At 48.5% G+C, this 16,059-nt stretch carries 16 protein-coding genes; 1 reads left to right on the top strand and 15 read right to left on the bottom strand.

Annotated elements, in window-relative coordinates:
- Positions 1 to 7 precede the first annotated feature (7 nt).
- The 3 genes from sdaAB to NYE62_RS08065 form a co-directional block, all read right to left on the bottom strand.
- Positions 8 to 670: an L-serine ammonia-lyase, iron-sulfur-dependent subunit beta gene (gene sdaAB / locus NYE62_RS08075; protein ID WP_003154325.1), complete on the bottom strand. Its 663-nt coding sequence runs from the start codon at positions 668 to 670 to the stop codon at positions 8 to 10.
- 142 nt (positions 671 to 812) lie between these two features.
- Positions 813 to 2,480 (bottom strand): DAK2 domain-containing protein, encoded by a 1,668-nt coding sequence (locus NYE62_RS08070; RefSeq protein WP_095352164.1) that lies wholly within the window; start codon positions 2,478 to 2,480, stop codon positions 813 to 815.
- 15 nt (positions 2,481 to 2,495) lie between these two features.
- Positions 2,496 to 2,858, bottom strand: coding sequence for an Asp23/Gls24 family envelope stress response protein (locus NYE62_RS08065; RefSeq protein WP_003154327.1), 363 nt, complete (start codon positions 2,856 to 2,858; stop codon positions 2,496 to 2,498).
- A 258-nt stretch (positions 2,859 to 3,116) separates the two neighbouring features.
- On the opposite strand from NYE62_RS08065, the gene rpmB reads away from it, so the two are divergent.
- On the top strand, positions 3,117 to 3,305 hold the full coding sequence (rpmB, locus tag NYE62_RS08060) for a 50S ribosomal protein L28 (protein WP_003154328.1): 189 nt from the start codon (positions 3,117 to 3,119) through the stop codon (positions 3,303 to 3,305).
- Between the two features lie 77 nt (positions 3,306 to 3,382).
- On the opposite strand, the gene spoVM is transcribed toward rpmB, so the two are convergent.
- From spoVM to coaBC, 12 genes are all read right to left on the bottom strand, one after another.
- On the bottom strand, positions 3,383 to 3,463 hold the full coding sequence (spoVM, locus tag NYE62_RS08055) for a stage V sporulation protein SpoVM (RefSeq protein ID WP_003154329.1): 81 nt from the start codon (positions 3,461 to 3,463) through the stop codon (positions 3,383 to 3,385).
- Positions 3,464 to 3,549: 86 nt separating this feature from the next.
- Positions 3,550 to 4,194: a thiamine diphosphokinase gene (locus tag NYE62_RS08050; protein WP_227578889.1), complete on the bottom strand. Its 645-nt coding sequence runs from the start codon at positions 4,192 to 4,194 to the stop codon at positions 3,550 to 3,552.
- A gap of 65 nt (positions 4,195 to 4,259) precedes the next feature.
- Positions 4,260 to 4,913, bottom strand: coding sequence for a ribulose-phosphate 3-epimerase (gene rpe, locus NYE62_RS08045; protein ID WP_251257588.1), 654 nt, complete (start codon positions 4,911 to 4,913; stop codon positions 4,260 to 4,262).
- Position 4,914: 1 nt separating this feature from the next.
- Positions 4,915 to 5,805 carry a ribosome small subunit-dependent GTPase A gene (gene rsgA, locus NYE62_RS08040; RefSeq protein WP_012117535.1) on the bottom strand — a complete coding sequence of 297 codons (891 nt, stop codon included), beginning with the start codon at positions 5,803 to 5,805 and terminating at the stop codon, positions 4,915 to 4,917.
- A gap of 14 nt (positions 5,806 to 5,819) precedes the next feature.
- Positions 5,820 to 7,763, bottom strand: a complete 1,944-nt coding sequence (gene pknB / locus NYE62_RS08035) for a Stk1 family PASTA domain-containing Ser/Thr kinase (RefSeq protein WP_227578890.1) — start codon at positions 7,761 to 7,763, stop codon at positions 5,820 to 5,822.
- Positions 7,757 to 8,518 carry a Stp1/IreP family PP2C-type Ser/Thr phosphatase gene (locus tag NYE62_RS08030; RefSeq protein WP_041482434.1) on the bottom strand — a complete coding sequence of 254 codons (762 nt, stop codon included), beginning with the start codon at positions 8,516 to 8,518 and terminating at the stop codon, positions 7,757 to 7,759. Before NYE62_RS08030 ends, pknB begins: the two co-directional genes overlap by 7 nt.
- 5 nt (positions 8,519 to 8,523) lie before the next feature.
- Positions 8,524 to 9,615 (bottom strand): 23S rRNA (adenine(2503)-C(2))-methyltransferase RlmN, encoded by a 1,092-nt coding sequence (gene rlmN, locus NYE62_RS08025; RefSeq protein WP_053573429.1) that lies wholly within the window; start codon positions 9,613 to 9,615, stop codon positions 8,524 to 8,526.
- A gap of 3 nt (positions 9,616 to 9,618) precedes the next feature.
- A complete protein-coding gene (gene rsmB / locus NYE62_RS08020) occupies positions 9,619 to 10,962 on the bottom strand; it encodes a 16S rRNA (cytosine(967)-C(5))-methyltransferase RsmB (RefSeq protein WP_095352168.1) in 1,344 nt (447 codons plus the stop codon).
- The gene (gene fmt, locus NYE62_RS08015; RefSeq protein ID WP_251257589.1) at positions 10,949 to 11,902 is read right to left on the bottom strand and encodes a methionyl-tRNA formyltransferase; all 954 of its coding nucleotides are present in this window, start codon (positions 11,900 to 11,902) and stop codon (positions 10,949 to 10,951) included. Before fmt ends, rsmB begins: the two co-directional genes overlap by 14 nt.
- 4 nt (positions 11,903 to 11,906) lie before the next feature.
- On the bottom strand, positions 11,907 to 12,389 hold the full coding sequence (def, locus tag NYE62_RS08010) for a peptide deformylase (protein ID WP_007409747.1): 483 nt from the start codon (positions 12,387 to 12,389) through the stop codon (positions 11,907 to 11,909).
- A gap of 24 nt (positions 12,390 to 12,413) precedes the next feature.
- A complete protein-coding gene (gene priA, locus NYE62_RS08005) occupies positions 12,414 to 14,825 on the bottom strand; it encodes a primosomal protein N' (protein ID WP_342497352.1) in 2,412 nt (803 codons plus the stop codon).
- Positions 14,822 to 16,042 (bottom strand): bifunctional phosphopantothenoylcysteine decarboxylase/phosphopantothenate--cysteine ligase CoaBC, encoded by a 1,221-nt coding sequence (coaBC, locus tag NYE62_RS08000; RefSeq protein ID WP_095352171.1) that lies wholly within the window; start codon positions 16,040 to 16,042, stop codon positions 14,822 to 14,824. Before coaBC ends, priA begins: the two co-directional genes overlap by 4 nt.
- Between the last annotated feature and the right edge of the window lie 17 nt (positions 16,043 to 16,059).

Below are 16,059 nucleotides of genomic sequence, written 5' to 3'. Positions count from 1 at the left end.
TGACTTTTTAGTCAGCTATCTTAGTAACCTGTATAATATTAGGAAGTGTTGAAAGCTCGTCAAGCACTTCTTCTTCAATATTCTGATCGACCTCAATCGTCATCAGCGCAAGCTGGCCGACGTCCTTACGCGCCACTTCCATATGTCCGACGTTGATGGAGAATTTCGCAAGCACATTGGCAACGCCTGCAATCGTGCCGAATTTATCATTGTGAACGACTAAAATAGCCGGATGGTTTCCGGAAAGACGCAGCTCAAAGCCGTTGAGCTCCGTGATTTCTATTTTTCCGCCGCCGATGGAAATACCGGTAAGGGCAAGCTCTCCCTCATCATCAGAAATGACGATGCGCGCTGTATTCGGATGAACGGGCACGGCATCCTCTGTACGGAACTCTACATATATGCCCTTCTCTTCCGCAATTTGAATCGCTGTTTTAATCCGTTCATCAAATGTATCAAAATCAAGCAGGCCGCCGATAATCGCGACATCAGTGCCGTGACCCTTATACGTCTCCGCAAATGATCCGTAAAAAGACACAACGATCCGGCGGGGCTCCCGCCTGAATAAGCTTCTGGCCACTCTGCCGATCCGGGCGGCTCCTGCGGTATGTGAACTGGACGGACCGATCATTACCGGGCCGATAATATCAAAAACGCTTCTATACTTCATGCTGGTTTGTTCCTCCTTAACATCACTTCATTCAGCGCTTTTCTTTAGACTAATTGAACATTTCTCAATTGGCAAGCAGGCACACTGCCGCACTGCCGCAGGTAAATAAAGGCATAAGAATAGAAGGGCCTGATAAGCCCTTCTATTCTGCCGCAAATATATATGGATACAGAGGCTGTCTGCCGTTATGGATTTCAACCTCGATATCTTCACAGACGCTAGCAATATACTCAGCGAGTTTCTCAGCTTCTTCTTCCGGCGCGTCCTCTCCGTACAAGATGGTGACGATTTCATCTTCTTTCCCGATCATTTCATCCAGCAGCAATTTCGCCGCGCTTATCCGATCTTCGGCGCTGCCGATAATTGAACTGTTTAAAATGCCGATAAAATCACCTTTTTTAATATCCTTGCCGTCGATATGGGTGTCTCTGACTGAATATGTCACCTGTCCGCTTTTCACATTCCGGATGGCCTCAAGCATATTGGCTTCATTTACGTCAGCCGGCTGGTCAGGGTTAAACGCAAGCAGGGCGGTCATGCCTTGAGGGACCGTTTTTGCCGGAATGACAATGACATTTTCTTCAGCCACGCTCGCCGCCTGATTGGCAGCCATCACAATATTGGAATTGTTCGGAAGAATGAAAACCGTCTCCGCATTGACAGACTGAACGGCTTCAACAATATCTTCCGTGCTCGGATTCATTGTCTGGCCGCCTTCGATTACGTGTGAAGCGCCGATGCTCGTAAACAATTCAGAAATGCCCTCTCCCATTGCCACAGTCACGATGCCAAAAGGCTTGCGGGCTTCTTTCATAACGCCGGCCGGCTTTTTTTCATCATGTTCTTGGCTGATGATTGAAGTATGCTGTTCCCTCATGTTTTCAATTTTAATTTTAATCAAATCGCCGTAACGCTGTGCGAGATTGAGTACGTTCCCTGGTTCTTCGGCATGAATATGAACTTTCGCCAGCGTATCATCAGCCACGACCAGCAATGAATCGCCGAAACGGCTCAGTTCGTTTCTGAACGTCTCTTCCTTGAACGTCCGTTTATCTTGATCCAGCCTCACCATCACTTCCGTACAAAATCCGAATTCAATGTCTTCTGTACTCAGCATGCTCTGCGCGCTTTTATGATGCTCGGCATTCACCATATCATCGAGTGCCGGAAGAACCGCTTTTTTCGGTACGGCCTCTCCTTTTAAAGCAGCCAAAAAGCCTTCATATACACAAAGCAGACCTTTTCCGCCGCTGTCAACGACACCGACGTCCTTTAAAACAGGAAGCAGATCCGGCGTGCGGTTCAGCGACGCTTCCGCTTCTTCAATAACGGCCTCCATGAGAGCAATGATATCGGTTTCTTCTTTGGCCGAGGCGACCGCTTTTTTAGCCGCATCCTTGGCCACGGTTAAAATCGTTCCTTCAACCGGTTTCATGACCGCCTTATATGCCATATCCACTCCCGCTTGGAGTGCTGCGGCAAATTCTTGGGCGTCTATTTGGTTTTTGTTTTCAATGCTCTTTGTGAAACCTCTGAACAATTGGGACAAGATCACCCCTGAGTTTCCTCTCGCTCCCATAAGCAGGCCTTTTGACAAGGCGATGCCGACTTTGCCGATGTCGGGTGAGTCAATGTGCTCTACCTCTCTTGCACCGGATGACATCGATAAATTCATATTTGTTCCGGTGTCGCCGTCAGGCACGGGAAACACGTTCAGCGCATCCACCGCGGATGCGTTTTGAGACAATGTCTCAGCCCCCGCCAGAATCATTGCCGCAAAAGCTCTCCCATCTAAGTTTCGTCTAGACAATACTCATCCTCCTCACTACGGGTTCGTTACTCGTACGCCTTGGACATAAATATTTACAGAATCAACTGCAAGTCCGATTGTTTGATTTACTGTGTATTTTACCTTCGTCTGAACATTGTGGGCTACTTCGGATATTTTAGTGCCGTAGCTGACAATAATGTACATGTCGATATGTATTTGTTCGGCTTCCTGACGGACATGTACGCCTTTTGCGAAGTTCTCTCTCCGGAGGATTTCAGACAAACCGTCTTTAATCTGGTTTTTTGAGGCCATCCCCACTATTCCGTAACAGTCAATGGCAGCGCCTCCGGCAACCATTGCGATGACTTCGTTGGATATATCAATCTGTCCGTATTTTGTCTTCATTTCAATGGACACACAGGTTCCTCCTTCAGATGCATAGAGTTATCATTATTCTACTATATGTATCCCATTATGAAAAGAAAAGATACAGACAGCGGCCTTCAGCGCGGAAATGTGATTGGTTTTACATGTCAAGTGATTTTTCTTGAAAGTAAGGGAAACAATAGTTGCAAACGGTTTTTAGCTGTGGTAAATTATTTAAAGTATTGTATAACGAAAGCATCTGAGACACTATGTTTGAAAAGATGTTTCGCGCAGTTAGGAGGGAAACAAATGGCACGTAAATGTTTTATTACAGGTAAAAAAACAAAAGCCGGAAACAACCGTTCTCACGCAATGAACGCTTCTAAGCGTACTTGGGGCGCCAACCTTCAAAAGGTCCGCATCCTCGTTGACGGCAAACCTAAAAAAGTATATGTATCTGCCCGGGCTTTAAAATCCGGTAAAGTTGAGCGTGTATAAGCAAAAATGAACGCCTGCCCTTTTATGCGGCAGGCGTTTTTTATGCGTTCAAAGAGGGCAATTTCAGCTTCTTGGGCTTACTCTTTTCTAAATGAGCCCAGCATCGCCCGGACAATTCCTCCTAAAAACTTCGGCAATTTAATGGTATAAAATTTCATTTTGTCCCCTCCTATAAGTCCCGTATCCGCTGCGTTCATCACTTTAGGATTCATGGTTTTTTCCGCATATGGCAGAAGCCGCTTTTCTAATCCGCGCTCCTTACCATTATTAATATGCCTTTTGCAAACGAAAAAGTACCTCGTGAATGAATGAGTTCGTTACTAATACATAGTGTGGAACCCACAGGAATATGACAATTATCAAGGGGATATTTAAAACCGTCGAGTGTCAGGCCGTCTGCCGCTTCCGTAAACGGAATGAAAGAAATATAGCGTCTGCGCGCTTTTTCTTCAATTGTATAACGGCCGGGCCCGAACATCTGAATGTCATTCTGCCGGTCGATCAGCACGACATCGGTATTCTTATGTAAGGCTTTATACAGCAGCTGGATGTTCCCTAAAAAGTGATCGGCTCTTCCGCCCGTCACACCGAATATCCGAATGGTTTCCGGTTCTTTTTGTAAAGCCCAGTCAAGGGCGAGTTCAAGATCGGTATAATCTTTTTCCGCCTGATACACATGGAGGGCCGGCGCTGCTTTTTGAATCTGCATGAGCTCCTCTTCCGTAGTGCTGTCAAAATCACCGAAAGCTTCCTGCGGAATGATTCCGGCCTCCAAAAGAGCAACCGTCCCTTTATCGACTCCGACCCACGTCGTATCTCCGGCTGTGTATTCGGATAGATCGGGAATAAGCTCCCGCGGGCCTCCCGCAACGATATTGATTGTATTCATATGTTATCCTCTCTCTTAGACGCGAAAAGAGCCGGCGGCTTTCACCGGGCTCTTTTTCAGCATGTTTATGATGCGTTTCGGATGTCAGCGATGGCTTTTTTCCGATCCGGCTGATTATATACGGCAGACCCGGCAACAAGCAGATTGGCGCCCGCTTCAGCGCATAAAGGGGCTGTTTCTTTATTAACGCCTCCGTCCACCTCGATTAAAAGCTCAGACAGGCCTTTCTCCTCAGCCAGCTGTTTGACCTGACGGATTTTCGGCAGAACCGAATGAATGAAGCGCTGTCCGCCAAAACCGGGGTTAACCGTCATTAACAGCACAAGGTCAAGCTCCCCGATCACATGTTCAATCATTTGGACGGGCGTATGCGGATTGAGCACAACTCCCGCTTTTACCCCTTGCTCTTTTATCAATTGAATGGTCCGGTGAAGATGCGGACACGCTTCAGCATGAACGGAAAGGATGTCCGCGCCGGCTTTTGCGAATGCCGGGATGTAGCGGTCCGGGTTTTCAATCATAAGATGGACATCCAGCGGCAGATCAGTCACCGGACGGACGGCTTCAACGATAAGCGGCCCGATTGTAATGTTAGGGACGAAATGGCCATCCATGACATCAATATGGATATAGTCCGCCCCTCCTTTTTCCACGTCTTTAATTTCCTCGCCCAGTGAAGCAAAATCGGCGGAAAGAATTGATGGCGCAACCTTAATCATATTAATACCTCGGCTTTCTCTCTTTTATTTCCTGCATAAATTCTTTGTAATGCTCATAGCGGTACGGCTGAATCTCTCCTTCTTCCACCGCTTGCTTTACCGCGCATTTCGGCTCTTTAAGATGCAGACAGCCTCTGAATTTGCAAGAGGCGCTTATTTCTCTGATCTCAGGGAACGTGCTGCCCAGCTCTTCTTCCTCAATGCCGGTAAATTCAAGCGAACTGAACCCCGGAGTATCCGCAACCAGACCGCCTGATGTATGAATGAGCTCCACATGGCGCGTCGTATGTTTTCCGCGTCCCAAATGCGTGGAAATCTCGTTTGTTTTCAGCTCAAGCTCCGGGCTGATCGCATTTAAAAGCGAAGATTTTCCGACTCCGGACTGACCGGCAAACACCGTTGTTTTGTTCTCGAAGTGTTTCACAATGCCTGTTAAGCCGCTGTTTTCTTTTGATGACGTCACATATACGTCATAACCGATCGCCTGATAGTCTTTCACGTAAGAAAGTATCGCCTCTTTCGATTCCCCGTCTGCAGCTAAGTCCATTTTGGTTATGCAGATGATCGGGTGAATGCCGTTGGCTTCCACAAGGACGAGAAAACGGTCCAATAAAGACGTGCTGAACGCCGGCTGAACGGCAGAAAAGACGAGAACAGCCTGATCGACATTTGAAATCGGCGGCCTGATCAGCTCGTTTGTTCGTTCTTTGATTTCCAGCAGGTAGCCTTCTTTATCATTTTCAGCCTGATAAACGGCATAATCGCCGACCAGGGGCGTTATTTTATTTTTTCTGAAAATGCCCCGGCCCCTGCATTGAATGATCTTGTCCTGTGATTCATCCAAGACATAATAGAATCCGCTTAACGCTTTTATAATTTTGCCCTCAGGCATAGGGTCCCTCCTTGTCAGTCATTATCTTTCGGGTATTCAATCGTTTTGTAGCTGACGACTTTATGATCGACCATCACTTGATAATACCCCTTCTGTCCCTGATCAATCTTCAGTTCAATTGTTTTTTCAGTCGGCTCTTTTATTTTAAATGAGTCATACGTATCAGAGATGCTGTGGTCCTTATCATCGATGGCGATTTGCACTTCAAGCTCGTCCCCTTCATGTTCGGGTTCGTAAGGAATGCTGATTTTTTCTTTTACCGTTTTCGCCGGTTTTTCTTCAGGTCCGAGCGAGAACGTCACTTCAACATTACTTCCCGGCTTAACCGCAGTGCCGGCTGCCGGCTCTTGCTTCATGACTTGTCCTTCCGGCACGTCATCTGAATGGGCTTGTTTTTCAACAAGCTGCAGGCCGTTATCTTCAAGATACCCTGAAGCCGCTTCTTTGCTGTAAGTCTTTAAGTCCCTCAGCGTAACGTCCGCCGGGCCGAGGCTGACCGTTAGATTGACTTCATCGTCGCTTGCGACCATGTCGGTGCCGGCTGACGGGTTCTGATCAATTACGGTGCCGGCCTCGCTGTCATCGTTCTCTTCTTTGACATTGACATGTTTGAAGCCTTTTTCCTTCAGCGATTTTTTTGCGTCGCCGATCTGCCTTCCTTTCACGTCGATCAGCTGGGTTTTCGGTTTTCCGATGCTTTTGTACAGTTTTACAGAAGAGCCTTCTTTAACGGTAGACCCCGCTTTTGGGTCCGTTTTGACCATTAATTCCTCTTCTATTTTTTCATCTTCAATATCCGTTATATCAGGATCCGCCCGGAGCCCGTTCTTTTCAAGCAGGGCTTCCGCTTTTTCGTACTTCATGCCCCGTACATCGGGGACGCTTACATCTTTAGGCATAAATAAAGACGGAAACACGGTGACCGCAAGAACAGCTGCCATAATGAAAATGAAACAGACGGCCAGCAAAACCCACGGCCATTTCCGTTTTTTCTTTTTGGCGGGCTGCTGTTCCTTATCATCCGTCTCCCCCGGCGTTTCCGCCTGAGGCGCGGCTTTTGCGCCGTCAGTAATAACGGGAATGGCTTTTGTCATTTCCTCATCATCCTGAACGGAAAATTTTTGTTCATTCAGCCTGCCGGCGTCAAAAGCCGTTCTGATGTCCGCTTCCATGTCCTCGGCGCTTTCATAGCGGTGAAACGGGTCTTTAGCGGTTGCCTTTAAAATAATGTTTTCGACGCTCTGCGGAATGGAAGGGTTCCACTTTCTGGCGGAAGGCGTTTCTGTTTGCAGATGCTTTAGCGCTATGCTGACGGCTGATTCTCCGTCAAAAGGAATTTTACCTGTTAAAAGCTCAAACAGCACGATGCCGAGCGCGTAAATATCTGATTTTTTCGTTGCCAGACCGCCTCTCGCCTGCTCCGGAGACAAATAATGAACCGAGCCCAGCACAGAATTCGTATGTGTGATTGTCGTAGACGTAAGCGCTGTGGCGATGCCGAAATCCGTCACCTTGATATGCCCTAAATGATCTATCAATATATTGTGCGGTTTAATATCCCGGTGCACGATATGGTTTTGATGGGCATGGGCGATGGCCGAGACGATCTGCTCCATAACGGACAGCGCTTCTTTCGGATGAAGCGGTCCGTGTGCGTTTATGTATTCCTTTAATGTCATGCCTTCCACATATTCCATGACAATGTAATAAATATCGCCTTCCTCCCCGATATCGTAAATACTGACGATATTCGGATGATCGAGGCTTGATGCCGACTGTGCTTCTCTTCTGAAACGCCTGATAAAATCAATGTCATTCACAAAGTCAAACCGCAGAATTTTAATTGCGACTTCACGTTCGAGAATGATGTCCTCAGCTAAAAAAACGTTTGCCATTCCGCCGCCGCCAATAGGCCGGAGGATATGATAACGCCCGCTGATCCGCTTGCCGGTTAGCACTTGTCTTCACCCTCTTTTGCATCTGCGGAAAACTCAATCAACACAGCCGTGATGTTATCTTCGCCGCCGTTTTGATTCGCTTTGCTGATGAGAAGGTCTACTTTTTCCTGAGGATCAGATTCGGCTTGAAGCATTTGTTTGATCTCGTGATCTTCTATTTTATTTGACAGTCCGTCAGAGCATAAAAGCAGCTGATCGCCGTCAGACAGTTCAAAAGAACGGGCGTCGGGACTGATGGTTTCATCTGTCCCCAGCGCTCTCGTCAATACATTTTTCCGCGGATGGTGCTCGGCGTCCTCTTTCGAAATTTCCCCCGTCTTGACCAGCTCATTCACAAGCGAATGGTCTTCAGTCAGCTGAGTGAATTCCCCCTCTTGAAGCAGGTAGCACCGGCTGTCACCGATATGAGCCACAGTGACAAACTTCCCGGTGAATAAGGCGCAAACAACAGTGGTGCCCATTCCCCGGCATTCTTCATTCGCTTTAGCGTGGTCATGTACTTTGACATTCGCCTCATGAATCCGGTCTTTCAGCCAATTCTCGCAAGCAGACGGCAGAGATGGAACCGTTTCGGTCCGGTTCCACTGCTCTTCCATCGCCGCAACCGCCATCCTGCTCGCTACATCTCCGGCAAGATGACCGCCCATGCCGTCGGCGACAACCGCAAGCACCGCGTCTTCTTTTGTGAAAATGCCCGCCGCATCTTCATTATGCCGGCGGACTTTACCTGTATCTGTTTTCAAGGCTGTAATCAACCTCTTCACCTCGTCTCGTCTTGACGCTCCTTCGCGCGAAGCTGACCGCAGGCCGCGTCAATGTCATGGCCTTGCTCTCTTCTGATCGTGACATTTACACCGCGGGATTTTAACGTTTTTTCGAATGCGAAAATCTGATCTCTCGGTGTGCGGACGTAATCCCGTTCAGGCACATAGTTTACCGGAATTAAATTGACATGGCATTTCACGTCTTTTAACAGTTCTGCAAGCTCTTCTGCATGTTCGACCTGATCATTTACGCCGCCGAACAGCCCGTATTCAAAGCTGATCCGTCTGCCTGTTTTCTCGATGTAATATTTGACGGCCTCCATAAGGTCAGGAAGCTTATAGGCTTTGTTAATCGGCATCAGACGGCTTCTGATTTCCGTATTCGGAGCATGCAGAGAAATCGCGAAATTGATCTGCATTTTTTGATCGGCGAAATCGTAAATCTTCGGAATGATTCCGCTGGTGGAAACTGTGATATGACGCGCTCCGATGTTCAGCCCTTTATCGTGGTTAATGATTTTTAAGAAAGCGAGCATTTCATTGAAATTATCAAACGGCTCTCCGATTCCCATGATGACGACTGAGCTGACGCGTTCATCCGTTTCATCAAGCGCCTTTTGCACTTTCACGACTTGAGCGACGATTTCTCCCGCTTCAAGATTCCGTTTCAGTCCGCCGAGCGTTGACGCGCAAAATGTGCAGCCGATCCGGCAGCCGACCTGTGTCGTTACACATACAGAATTACCATACTCGTGTCTCATTAAAACCGTTTCGATCGTATAACCGTCATGAAGCTCAAATAAAAATTTCATCGTGCCGTCTTGAGATGTCTGTTTTACAGCCGTTTTCAGCGTTGTCAGCACAAAATGGCTCTCGAGTTTTTCACGCAGGCTTTTTGAGAGGTTTGTCATTTCATCAAATGAAGAAACCCGCTTCTCATAAAGCCATTCAAAAATCTGTGCTGCGCGGAACGGCTTTTCGCCATTGTCGGTCAGCCATTGTTTGATTTCATCTAATTCAAAAGAGTAAATGGACGGCTGCTCAGTCCGCAGCTCTTTCCGTACGCTTGTCTTTTTTAATTGTGTCATTTTTTATCCCTTCTTTCTCATGCTGCTAATAAAGAAACCGTCTGTTCCGAAATAATGCGGAAGAATTTGAAGGCTTCCATCCTGAACAAAGGGTCTCGCCTTTTCAGGCAGCCGCTTTTCAAGAGACAAATCGGGTTCAAACTCAGGGTGTTCTTGTATAAACGCATGCATAACTTCTTCATTTTCTGTCCGGTCCATTGTACACGTACTGTATACGAGTGTGCCACCTTTTTTTACTAATGGGGCGATTTCCCTTAAAATGCCGAGCTGGATTTCTGACAGCCGTCTGCTGTCCTCCGGCGTCTTCGTATATTTCATATCGGGTTTTCTTCTGATGACGCCGAAACCTGAGCAAGGGGCATCAACGAGAATACGGTCAAACCGTTCTGCGCCAAAGGCCTCTCCCGCTTTTCGCGCATCCATCGTTTGCGCGTCGATGATCGTAAGTCCGAGCCGTTCTGCGCCCTCTTTAATCAGCTTTACTTTATGGCGGTGAAGATCAAGTGATGTGAGGCTCCCCTCGTTCTCCATCAGTTCCGCAATGTGAGCCGACTTTCCGCCCGGTGCGGCGCATGCATCTAAAACGGTTTCGCCCGGCTTCGGGTCCAGCGCCCGCGCGACAAGCATTGAGCTTTCATCCTGTATGGATACCCGGCCGTTTTGGAAAAATGCCGTGTTCGCGATGCTTCCTTTCAAAAGCTTAATCGCATCAGGAGAAAGGTCTCCGGCTTCCGCTTCCAGACCGGCATTCTCCATCTCATTCAGCACCGTTTCCCTGTCGCTCTTTATGTGATTGACACGGAGCGTCTGCTTCGGCGGAATGAGATGAATCCGGCAGATCTTTTCAGCTGCCTCAAAGCCGTACGCCACGACCCACTCTTTTACGAGCCATTCGGGATGGCTTGTCTCTGTAGAAAGACGGAGAACCGGGTCTTCAATTTCAGCGAATGACGGCGCCCCTTCACGCTGCAGGGAGCGGAGGATGCCGTTGACAAAGGACGCAATGCCCTTATGCCCGCGTTTTTTGGCGATCTCAACCGCTTCATGAATGGCGGCGCGATCCGGTATTTTTTCTAAATACTCCATTTGATACGCGGACAGACGAAGCAGCTGAATCACCCATGGCTTCACTTTATTCGGCTTGCGGATAAAAGGCTTCAGCATGTAGTCTAAGGCGATTTTATTTTGCAGCGTTCCGTAGACAAGCTCTGTCAGCAGTCCTCTGTCCTGATCGCTGAGCGTGTTCGTTTTGATAACCGAGGTAAGAAGCAGGTTGCTGTATGCCTGATTTTGCTCAAGCTTCTCAAGCGCTTCAAGGGCGAGCTCCCGGACATTAATTTTCTTCATTTGCTTCTCCTAACACGTCACCGGGCTGCACATTTTTGCCTCTTACAAAATCTTCGCCCTTCATCCGTTTTTTTCCCGCCGGCTGCAGTTCAGTGATTAAAAGGGCGGTGCTGTTTCCTGATGCGACGACAATGCCGTTTTGCTCCGTGCGGATGACTGTTCCGGGCGCAGCTTCAGTTTTTGCCGCAACTTTTTCAGAAGCCCATACTTTCATATTTTGACCGTTCAAAGTTGTATAGGCGACAGGCCAAGGGTTTAAACCTCTGATCTGGTTGTAGATCTCTTCTCCGGGCTTTGCCCAATCAATCCGCTCCTGCTCACGCTTAATGTTAGGCGCGTAAGTCGCTTTTGAATCGTCCTGTCTGATCGGTTTAATATTTCCGGAAATGACGTTCGGGACGGTCTCTGACAAAAGCTTTGCCCCCGCTATGCTTAATTTGTCGTGAAGCGTGCCGACGTTATCCGTTTCATCAATTTCCACTTCGATTTTCGAAATCATATCGCCCGCATCAAGCTTTTCAACCATATACATGATTGTCACGCCCGTTTTCTTCTTGCCTTGGAGAATCGAATAATGTATCGGCGCTCCGCCTCTTAATTCAGGCAATAGTGACGCGTGTACGTTGATACAGCCGTATTTCGGGCCGCCCAGCAGCAGCTTGGGCAGGATCTGTCCGAATGCCGCCGTAACAATCAGGTCCGGCTTCAGGCTGAGCACTTTTTCTATTTCTTCTTCGAGCCTTACTTTTTCGGGCTGAAGCACGGGAATTCCGTGACGTTCAGCTTCAGCCTTTACAGGAGGGGGCGTCATGATTTTTTTTCTGCCTTTCGGGCGGTCAGGCTGCGTAACGACACCAACCACTTCATACCCGTCTTCAATAAGCGTGCGCAGGACGGGAACTGAAAAATCGGGCGTTCCCATAAAAACGATCCTTGTCATCCAATCATCCTTCCATTTCTGCCAGTTCTTCTTCAGTGTAGTAAGCCGTAATTTTTGATGTGAATAAAATGCCGTCTAAATGATCCATTTCATGCTGAACGGCTCTGGCCAAAAAACCCTCCGCTTCTAAAATAAACGGTTTTCCTTTACGGTTATAGGCTTTTACCTTTACGTAATCCGGGCGGGTGACATCGCCGTAAACCCCGGGAAAGCTTAAGCAGCCCTCGACTCCGGTCTGTTCACCGCTCTTTTCAAGAATAACCGGATTTACAAGGTCGATCCGGCCGCTTTCTTCACCGATGTCCACGACGGCCGCTCTTTTTAAAATGCCGATTTGCGGCGCGGCGAGACCGACGCCATCCATTTCGAGCATCGTATCGTACATATCGTCAAGCAGTTTTTTTAATTTTTTATCAAACACTGTCACTTCATCGGCAGGTGTTTCCAGAACCTCCGCCGGGTGTGTGACGATTTTTTTTACAGCCAAAATTTTGCCCTCCAAAAACTAATGTTACATCAGCATGTACGGATTCATATCGATTGAAATCATGACATGCTTTTGCGCAATGTCGCGTTTATAGTGCTCCAGTATCTTTTTCAACTGAATCTGCAACTCGTTTTCCTGTCTGTATTTTATCACGCATTGATAGCGATATCTATCTTTGATCCTGGCGATCGGGGAAGCCGCCGGCCCGAGAATTTTCGTATCAGGCCCGCATCCCGCTCTTAAATAGTTTGTAATCTTTTCTGCGGTGACCGCGGCTTTTGCCGCTTCTTCATGAGAAACGGTCACCAGCGCCACGTAATAATAAGGCGGGTATGACTGGGCCCTTCTGTGCGCCATTTCCTGCTGAAAAAAAGTTTCATAGTCGTGCGTTTTCGTCAGCTGAATGCTGTAATGAGACGGTGTATACGTTTGAATGACCACCGTTCCCGGCTTTTCATGCCGCCCGGCCCGTCCGCTTACCTGCGTCAGCAGCTGGAATGTCTTCTCCGCGGCCCTGAAATCAGGGATGTGAAGCGTCGTATCTGCGCTTAATACTCCGACGAGCGTCACGTTCGGAAAATCAAGCCCTTTTGCGATCATTTGCGTACCGAGCAGGATATCCGCCTTCCCTTCACCGAACGCTGACAACAGTTTTTCATGGGCGCCTTTTCTTGAAGTGGTGTCCACATCCATCCTGATCACGCGCGCCTGAGGCAGCACTTTCGTAAGCTCCTCCTCCACACGCTGCGTTCCCGTGCCGAAAAAGCGGATATGTTCGCTGCCGCATTCCGGGCATGTTCCCGGGACAGGTTCCTCATGGCCGCAGTAATGGCATTTCAGCCTTTGTCCGTAGCGGTGATAAGTCATCGAAATGTCGCAATGCGGACATTGCGGCACATAACCGCAGTCCCGGCACATCACAAACGAGGAATACCCCCGTTTATTCAGAAAAAGGACGGCCTGCTCTTTTTTTGCAAGCTTCTCTTCCAGCTGTTCCATCAGTTCTCTTGAAAACATTGATCTGTTGCCGTTTCTCAGTTCTTCTCTCATATCAACGAGAGAAACGTCAGGCATGAGCTGGCGATTTACGCGATGTTTTAACGGAAGCAGCTCATAAATGCCTTTTTTCGCCCGCGCAAATGACTCTAATGTCGGCGTGGCGCTCCCGAGGACGACCGGACAGCTGTGATGCTCGGCCCGGCGGATGGCTACGTCCTTTGCATGATACCGCGGCATTTCCTCCTGCTTATAGGAAGATTCGTGCTCTTCATCAATAATGATCATGCCGAGATTTTCAAACGGGGCAAAGATGGCCGATCTGGCTCCGACGACAAGCCGGACTTCCTTGCGCTGAATCTTCCGCCATTCATCGTATTTTTCACCTGTGGATAATCCGCTGTGCATGACCGCAACCTTTGAGCCGAAGCGGCCTTTAAAACGGTTGACCATTTGCGGTGTCAACGAGATTTCCGGAACGAGCACGATGGCTTCTTGTCCTTTTGCCAGCACTTTCTCAATGGATTGCAGGTAAATTTCCGTTTTGCCGCTTCCCGTGACGCCGTGAAGCAGAAAGACGTGGTGGACATGATCGGCTACGGCTTGTTTAATCGGCTCAAAAGCGGCCTGCTGCTCTTCTGTAAGAGAGAGCGGCTCTGTTTTTTTGAACATTCTGTCCTGATAAGGATCGCGGTAAACCTCCTCAAAGCTTTCCGTAAGAAGCCCCTTTTTAAGAAGCGTTTTCAGCGTCGCGGAACTGGAATCGGTCTTTTTGCAAAGCTCAGCCGCGGAAATCTTTGCTCCCCCGCCGATAAAATAAGTAAGCACGGCGAGCTGTTTAGAAGCCTGCTTTGTCAATGAATCTGCGTGCCGGGCGAGTTCTTCTTTGTCTGCCCCCGCTTCGATCATGCGGATCATTTTTTTATTCGTTTTTTGGGCGACTTTATATGTGACATCAATGCTTCCTTTGCGCACGAATTTTTGAAGTGACGAAAGAATGCTTTCATCGGTAATATCCGAGTACAGAAGACTTTTTTGATTCCTGAAAAGCTGTTTGATGTCCGGTGTCAGCGCTTCTTCGTCAACGACTTTCAGCTCTTTCTCGTACTTCGCCTTCAGTGCGGCGGGCAGCATTGCCTGAAGCGCCGTGATTTTAAACGACAGCGTTTTGTCAGAAAGCCATGAAGACAGCTGCATCAGTTCCTCAGTCAGAACGGGCGTCAAATCAAGAAGCTTCTCGACTTCCTTCATTGAGCCGCCGTTTAATTCAGACGAATCTTTCAAACCGGTCACAAATCCTTGAAGCTTGCGCGGGCCAAACGGGACAATCACCCGCATGCCGACTTCGATCATCCCTTTTAAATGATCGGGAATTTTGTAATCAAAGGGTCTGTCAATGTTTTTGGAGCTGACATCGACAATGACTTCTGCTACATTCATACGGGTTTTCGGTCCTCGGCTTTCAAAGCGGTCATTTCCTTCAGCATTTCAAAGGAAACGTCAAGTTTAGACATAAGCGCAAGCTCCCGTTTTCTTCCGTCCCGGAAATAGAAGGTGACGACATTCGTATCCGTGCCAAATCCGGCCCCTTCTGCTTTCACATCATTCGCAACGATCATATCAAGGTTTTTCTGTTCGAGTTTTCTGCGCGCATAGCGTTCGACGTCTTGCGTTTCAGCCGCAAATCCGACCAGCAGCTGGTGTGTTTTCCGTTCGCCGAGTTCTTTCAGTATGTCTGCCGTACGGTTGAATTCGATCACGAGCGAACCGTCTTTCTTCTTCATTTTGTGATCAGAAACAGCCGCCGGCGTAAAATCGGCCACGGCCGCCGTCTTAATCACCATGTCGCATGAATCAAACACAGAAAGCACGGCTTCTCTCATATCGGCTGCCGATTGCACAGGAAGAAACTGATACATCCCGACTGGCGGCTCTATTGACACCGGGCCTGAAATCAGCGTCACCCGCGCCCCGAGACGGACGGCGGCTTCAGCAGCGGCGTAGCCCATTTTGCCGGTGGATTTATTTGTGAAGAAGCGGACAGGGTCCACGGCTTCGCGCGTCGGACCGGCCGTAATGACAATATGTTTTCCTTTCAGCGGCGCATCGTCTTCAGGCTCCTTAAAATGCTCTCTGACACGCTCAACAATAAGCTCCGGCTCCTCCAGCCTTCCTTTGCCGACATATCCGCATGCCAAATAGCCTTCACTCGGCTCGATAAAGCGGACCCCGTCCTGATAAAGCACAGAGATGTTCCGTTTCACCGCCGGATGATCATACATATGGACATTCATCGCAGGCGCCACCCAAACCGGGGCCTCAGCCGCCAGCACCGTCGTTGTGAGCATATCGTCAGCAATTCCGTTGGCAAGCTTGCCGATGATATTTGCCGTAGCGGGCGCGACAATAATTAAATCCGCCCAGTCAGCGGCATCAATATGAGATATCACCTTCGGATTTTGTTCATTAAATGTATCTGTATATACTTCATTCCGGCTCAGCGCCTGAAATGTCAGCGGAGAAACAAACTCACGCGCGGACTCAGTCATAATCACTTTGACGTTTGCGCCGGCCTGAACCAGCTTGCTCGTGAGTGCGGAAGCTTTATAAACGGCAATTCCTCCGCTTACGCATAGCAAAATGTTTCGGTTTTTCATGAAGTCTTCTCCCCTTT

The sequence above is a fragment of the Bacillus sp. FSL K6-2861 genome (assembly GCF_038630725.1).
In the GTDB taxonomy this organism is placed as follows: Bacteria; Bacillota; Bacilli; order Bacillales; family Bacillaceae; genus Bacillus; species Bacillus velezensis.
This window is presented reverse-complemented; position numbering and strand designations above follow the sequence as displayed.

What these genes read in the sequence shown, in the direction of transcription:
- sdaAB (WP_003154325.1), bottom strand. Translation starts at nt 670, where the DNA reads ATGAAGTATAGAAGCGTTTTTGATATTATCGGCCCGGTAATGATCGGT.
- rpmB (WP_003154328.1), top strand. Translation starts at nt 3,117, where the DNA reads ATGGCACGTAAATGTTTTATTACAGGTAAAAAAACAAAAGCCGGAAAC.
- spoVM (WP_003154329.1), bottom strand. Translation starts at nt 3,463, where the DNA reads ATGAAATTTTATACCATTAAATTGCCGAAGTTTTTAGGAGGAATTGTC.
- NYE62_RS08050 (WP_227578889.1), bottom strand. Translation starts at nt 4,194, where the DNA reads ATGAATACAATCAATATCGTTGCGGGAGGCCCGCGGGAGCTTATTCCC.
- rpe (WP_251257588.1), bottom strand. Translation starts at nt 4,913, where the DNA reads ATGATTAAGGTTGCGCCATCAATTCTTTCCGCCGATTTTGCTTCACTG.
- rsgA (WP_012117535.1), bottom strand. Translation starts at nt 5,805, where the DNA reads ATGCCTGAGGGCAAAATTATAAAAGCGTTAAGCGGATTCTATTATGTC.
- rlmN (WP_053573429.1), bottom strand. Translation starts at nt 9,615, where the DNA reads ATGACACAATTAAAAAAGACAAGCGTACGGAAAGAGCTGCGGACTGAG.
- rsmB (WP_095352168.1), bottom strand. Translation starts at nt 10,962, where the DNA reads ATGAAGAAAATTAATGTCCGGGAGCTCGCCCTTGAAGCGCTTGAGAAG.
- fmt (WP_251257589.1), bottom strand. Translation starts at nt 11,902, where the DNA reads ATGACAAGGATCGTTTTTATGGGAACGCCCGATTTTTCAGTTCCCGTC.
- priA (WP_342497352.1), bottom strand. Translation starts at nt 14,825, where the DNA reads ATGAATGTAGCAGAAGTCATTGTCGATGTCAGCTCCAAAAACATTGAC.
- coaBC (WP_095352171.1), bottom strand. Translation starts at nt 16,042, where the DNA reads ATGAAAAACCGAAACATTTTGCTATGCGTAAGCGGAGGAATTGCCGTT.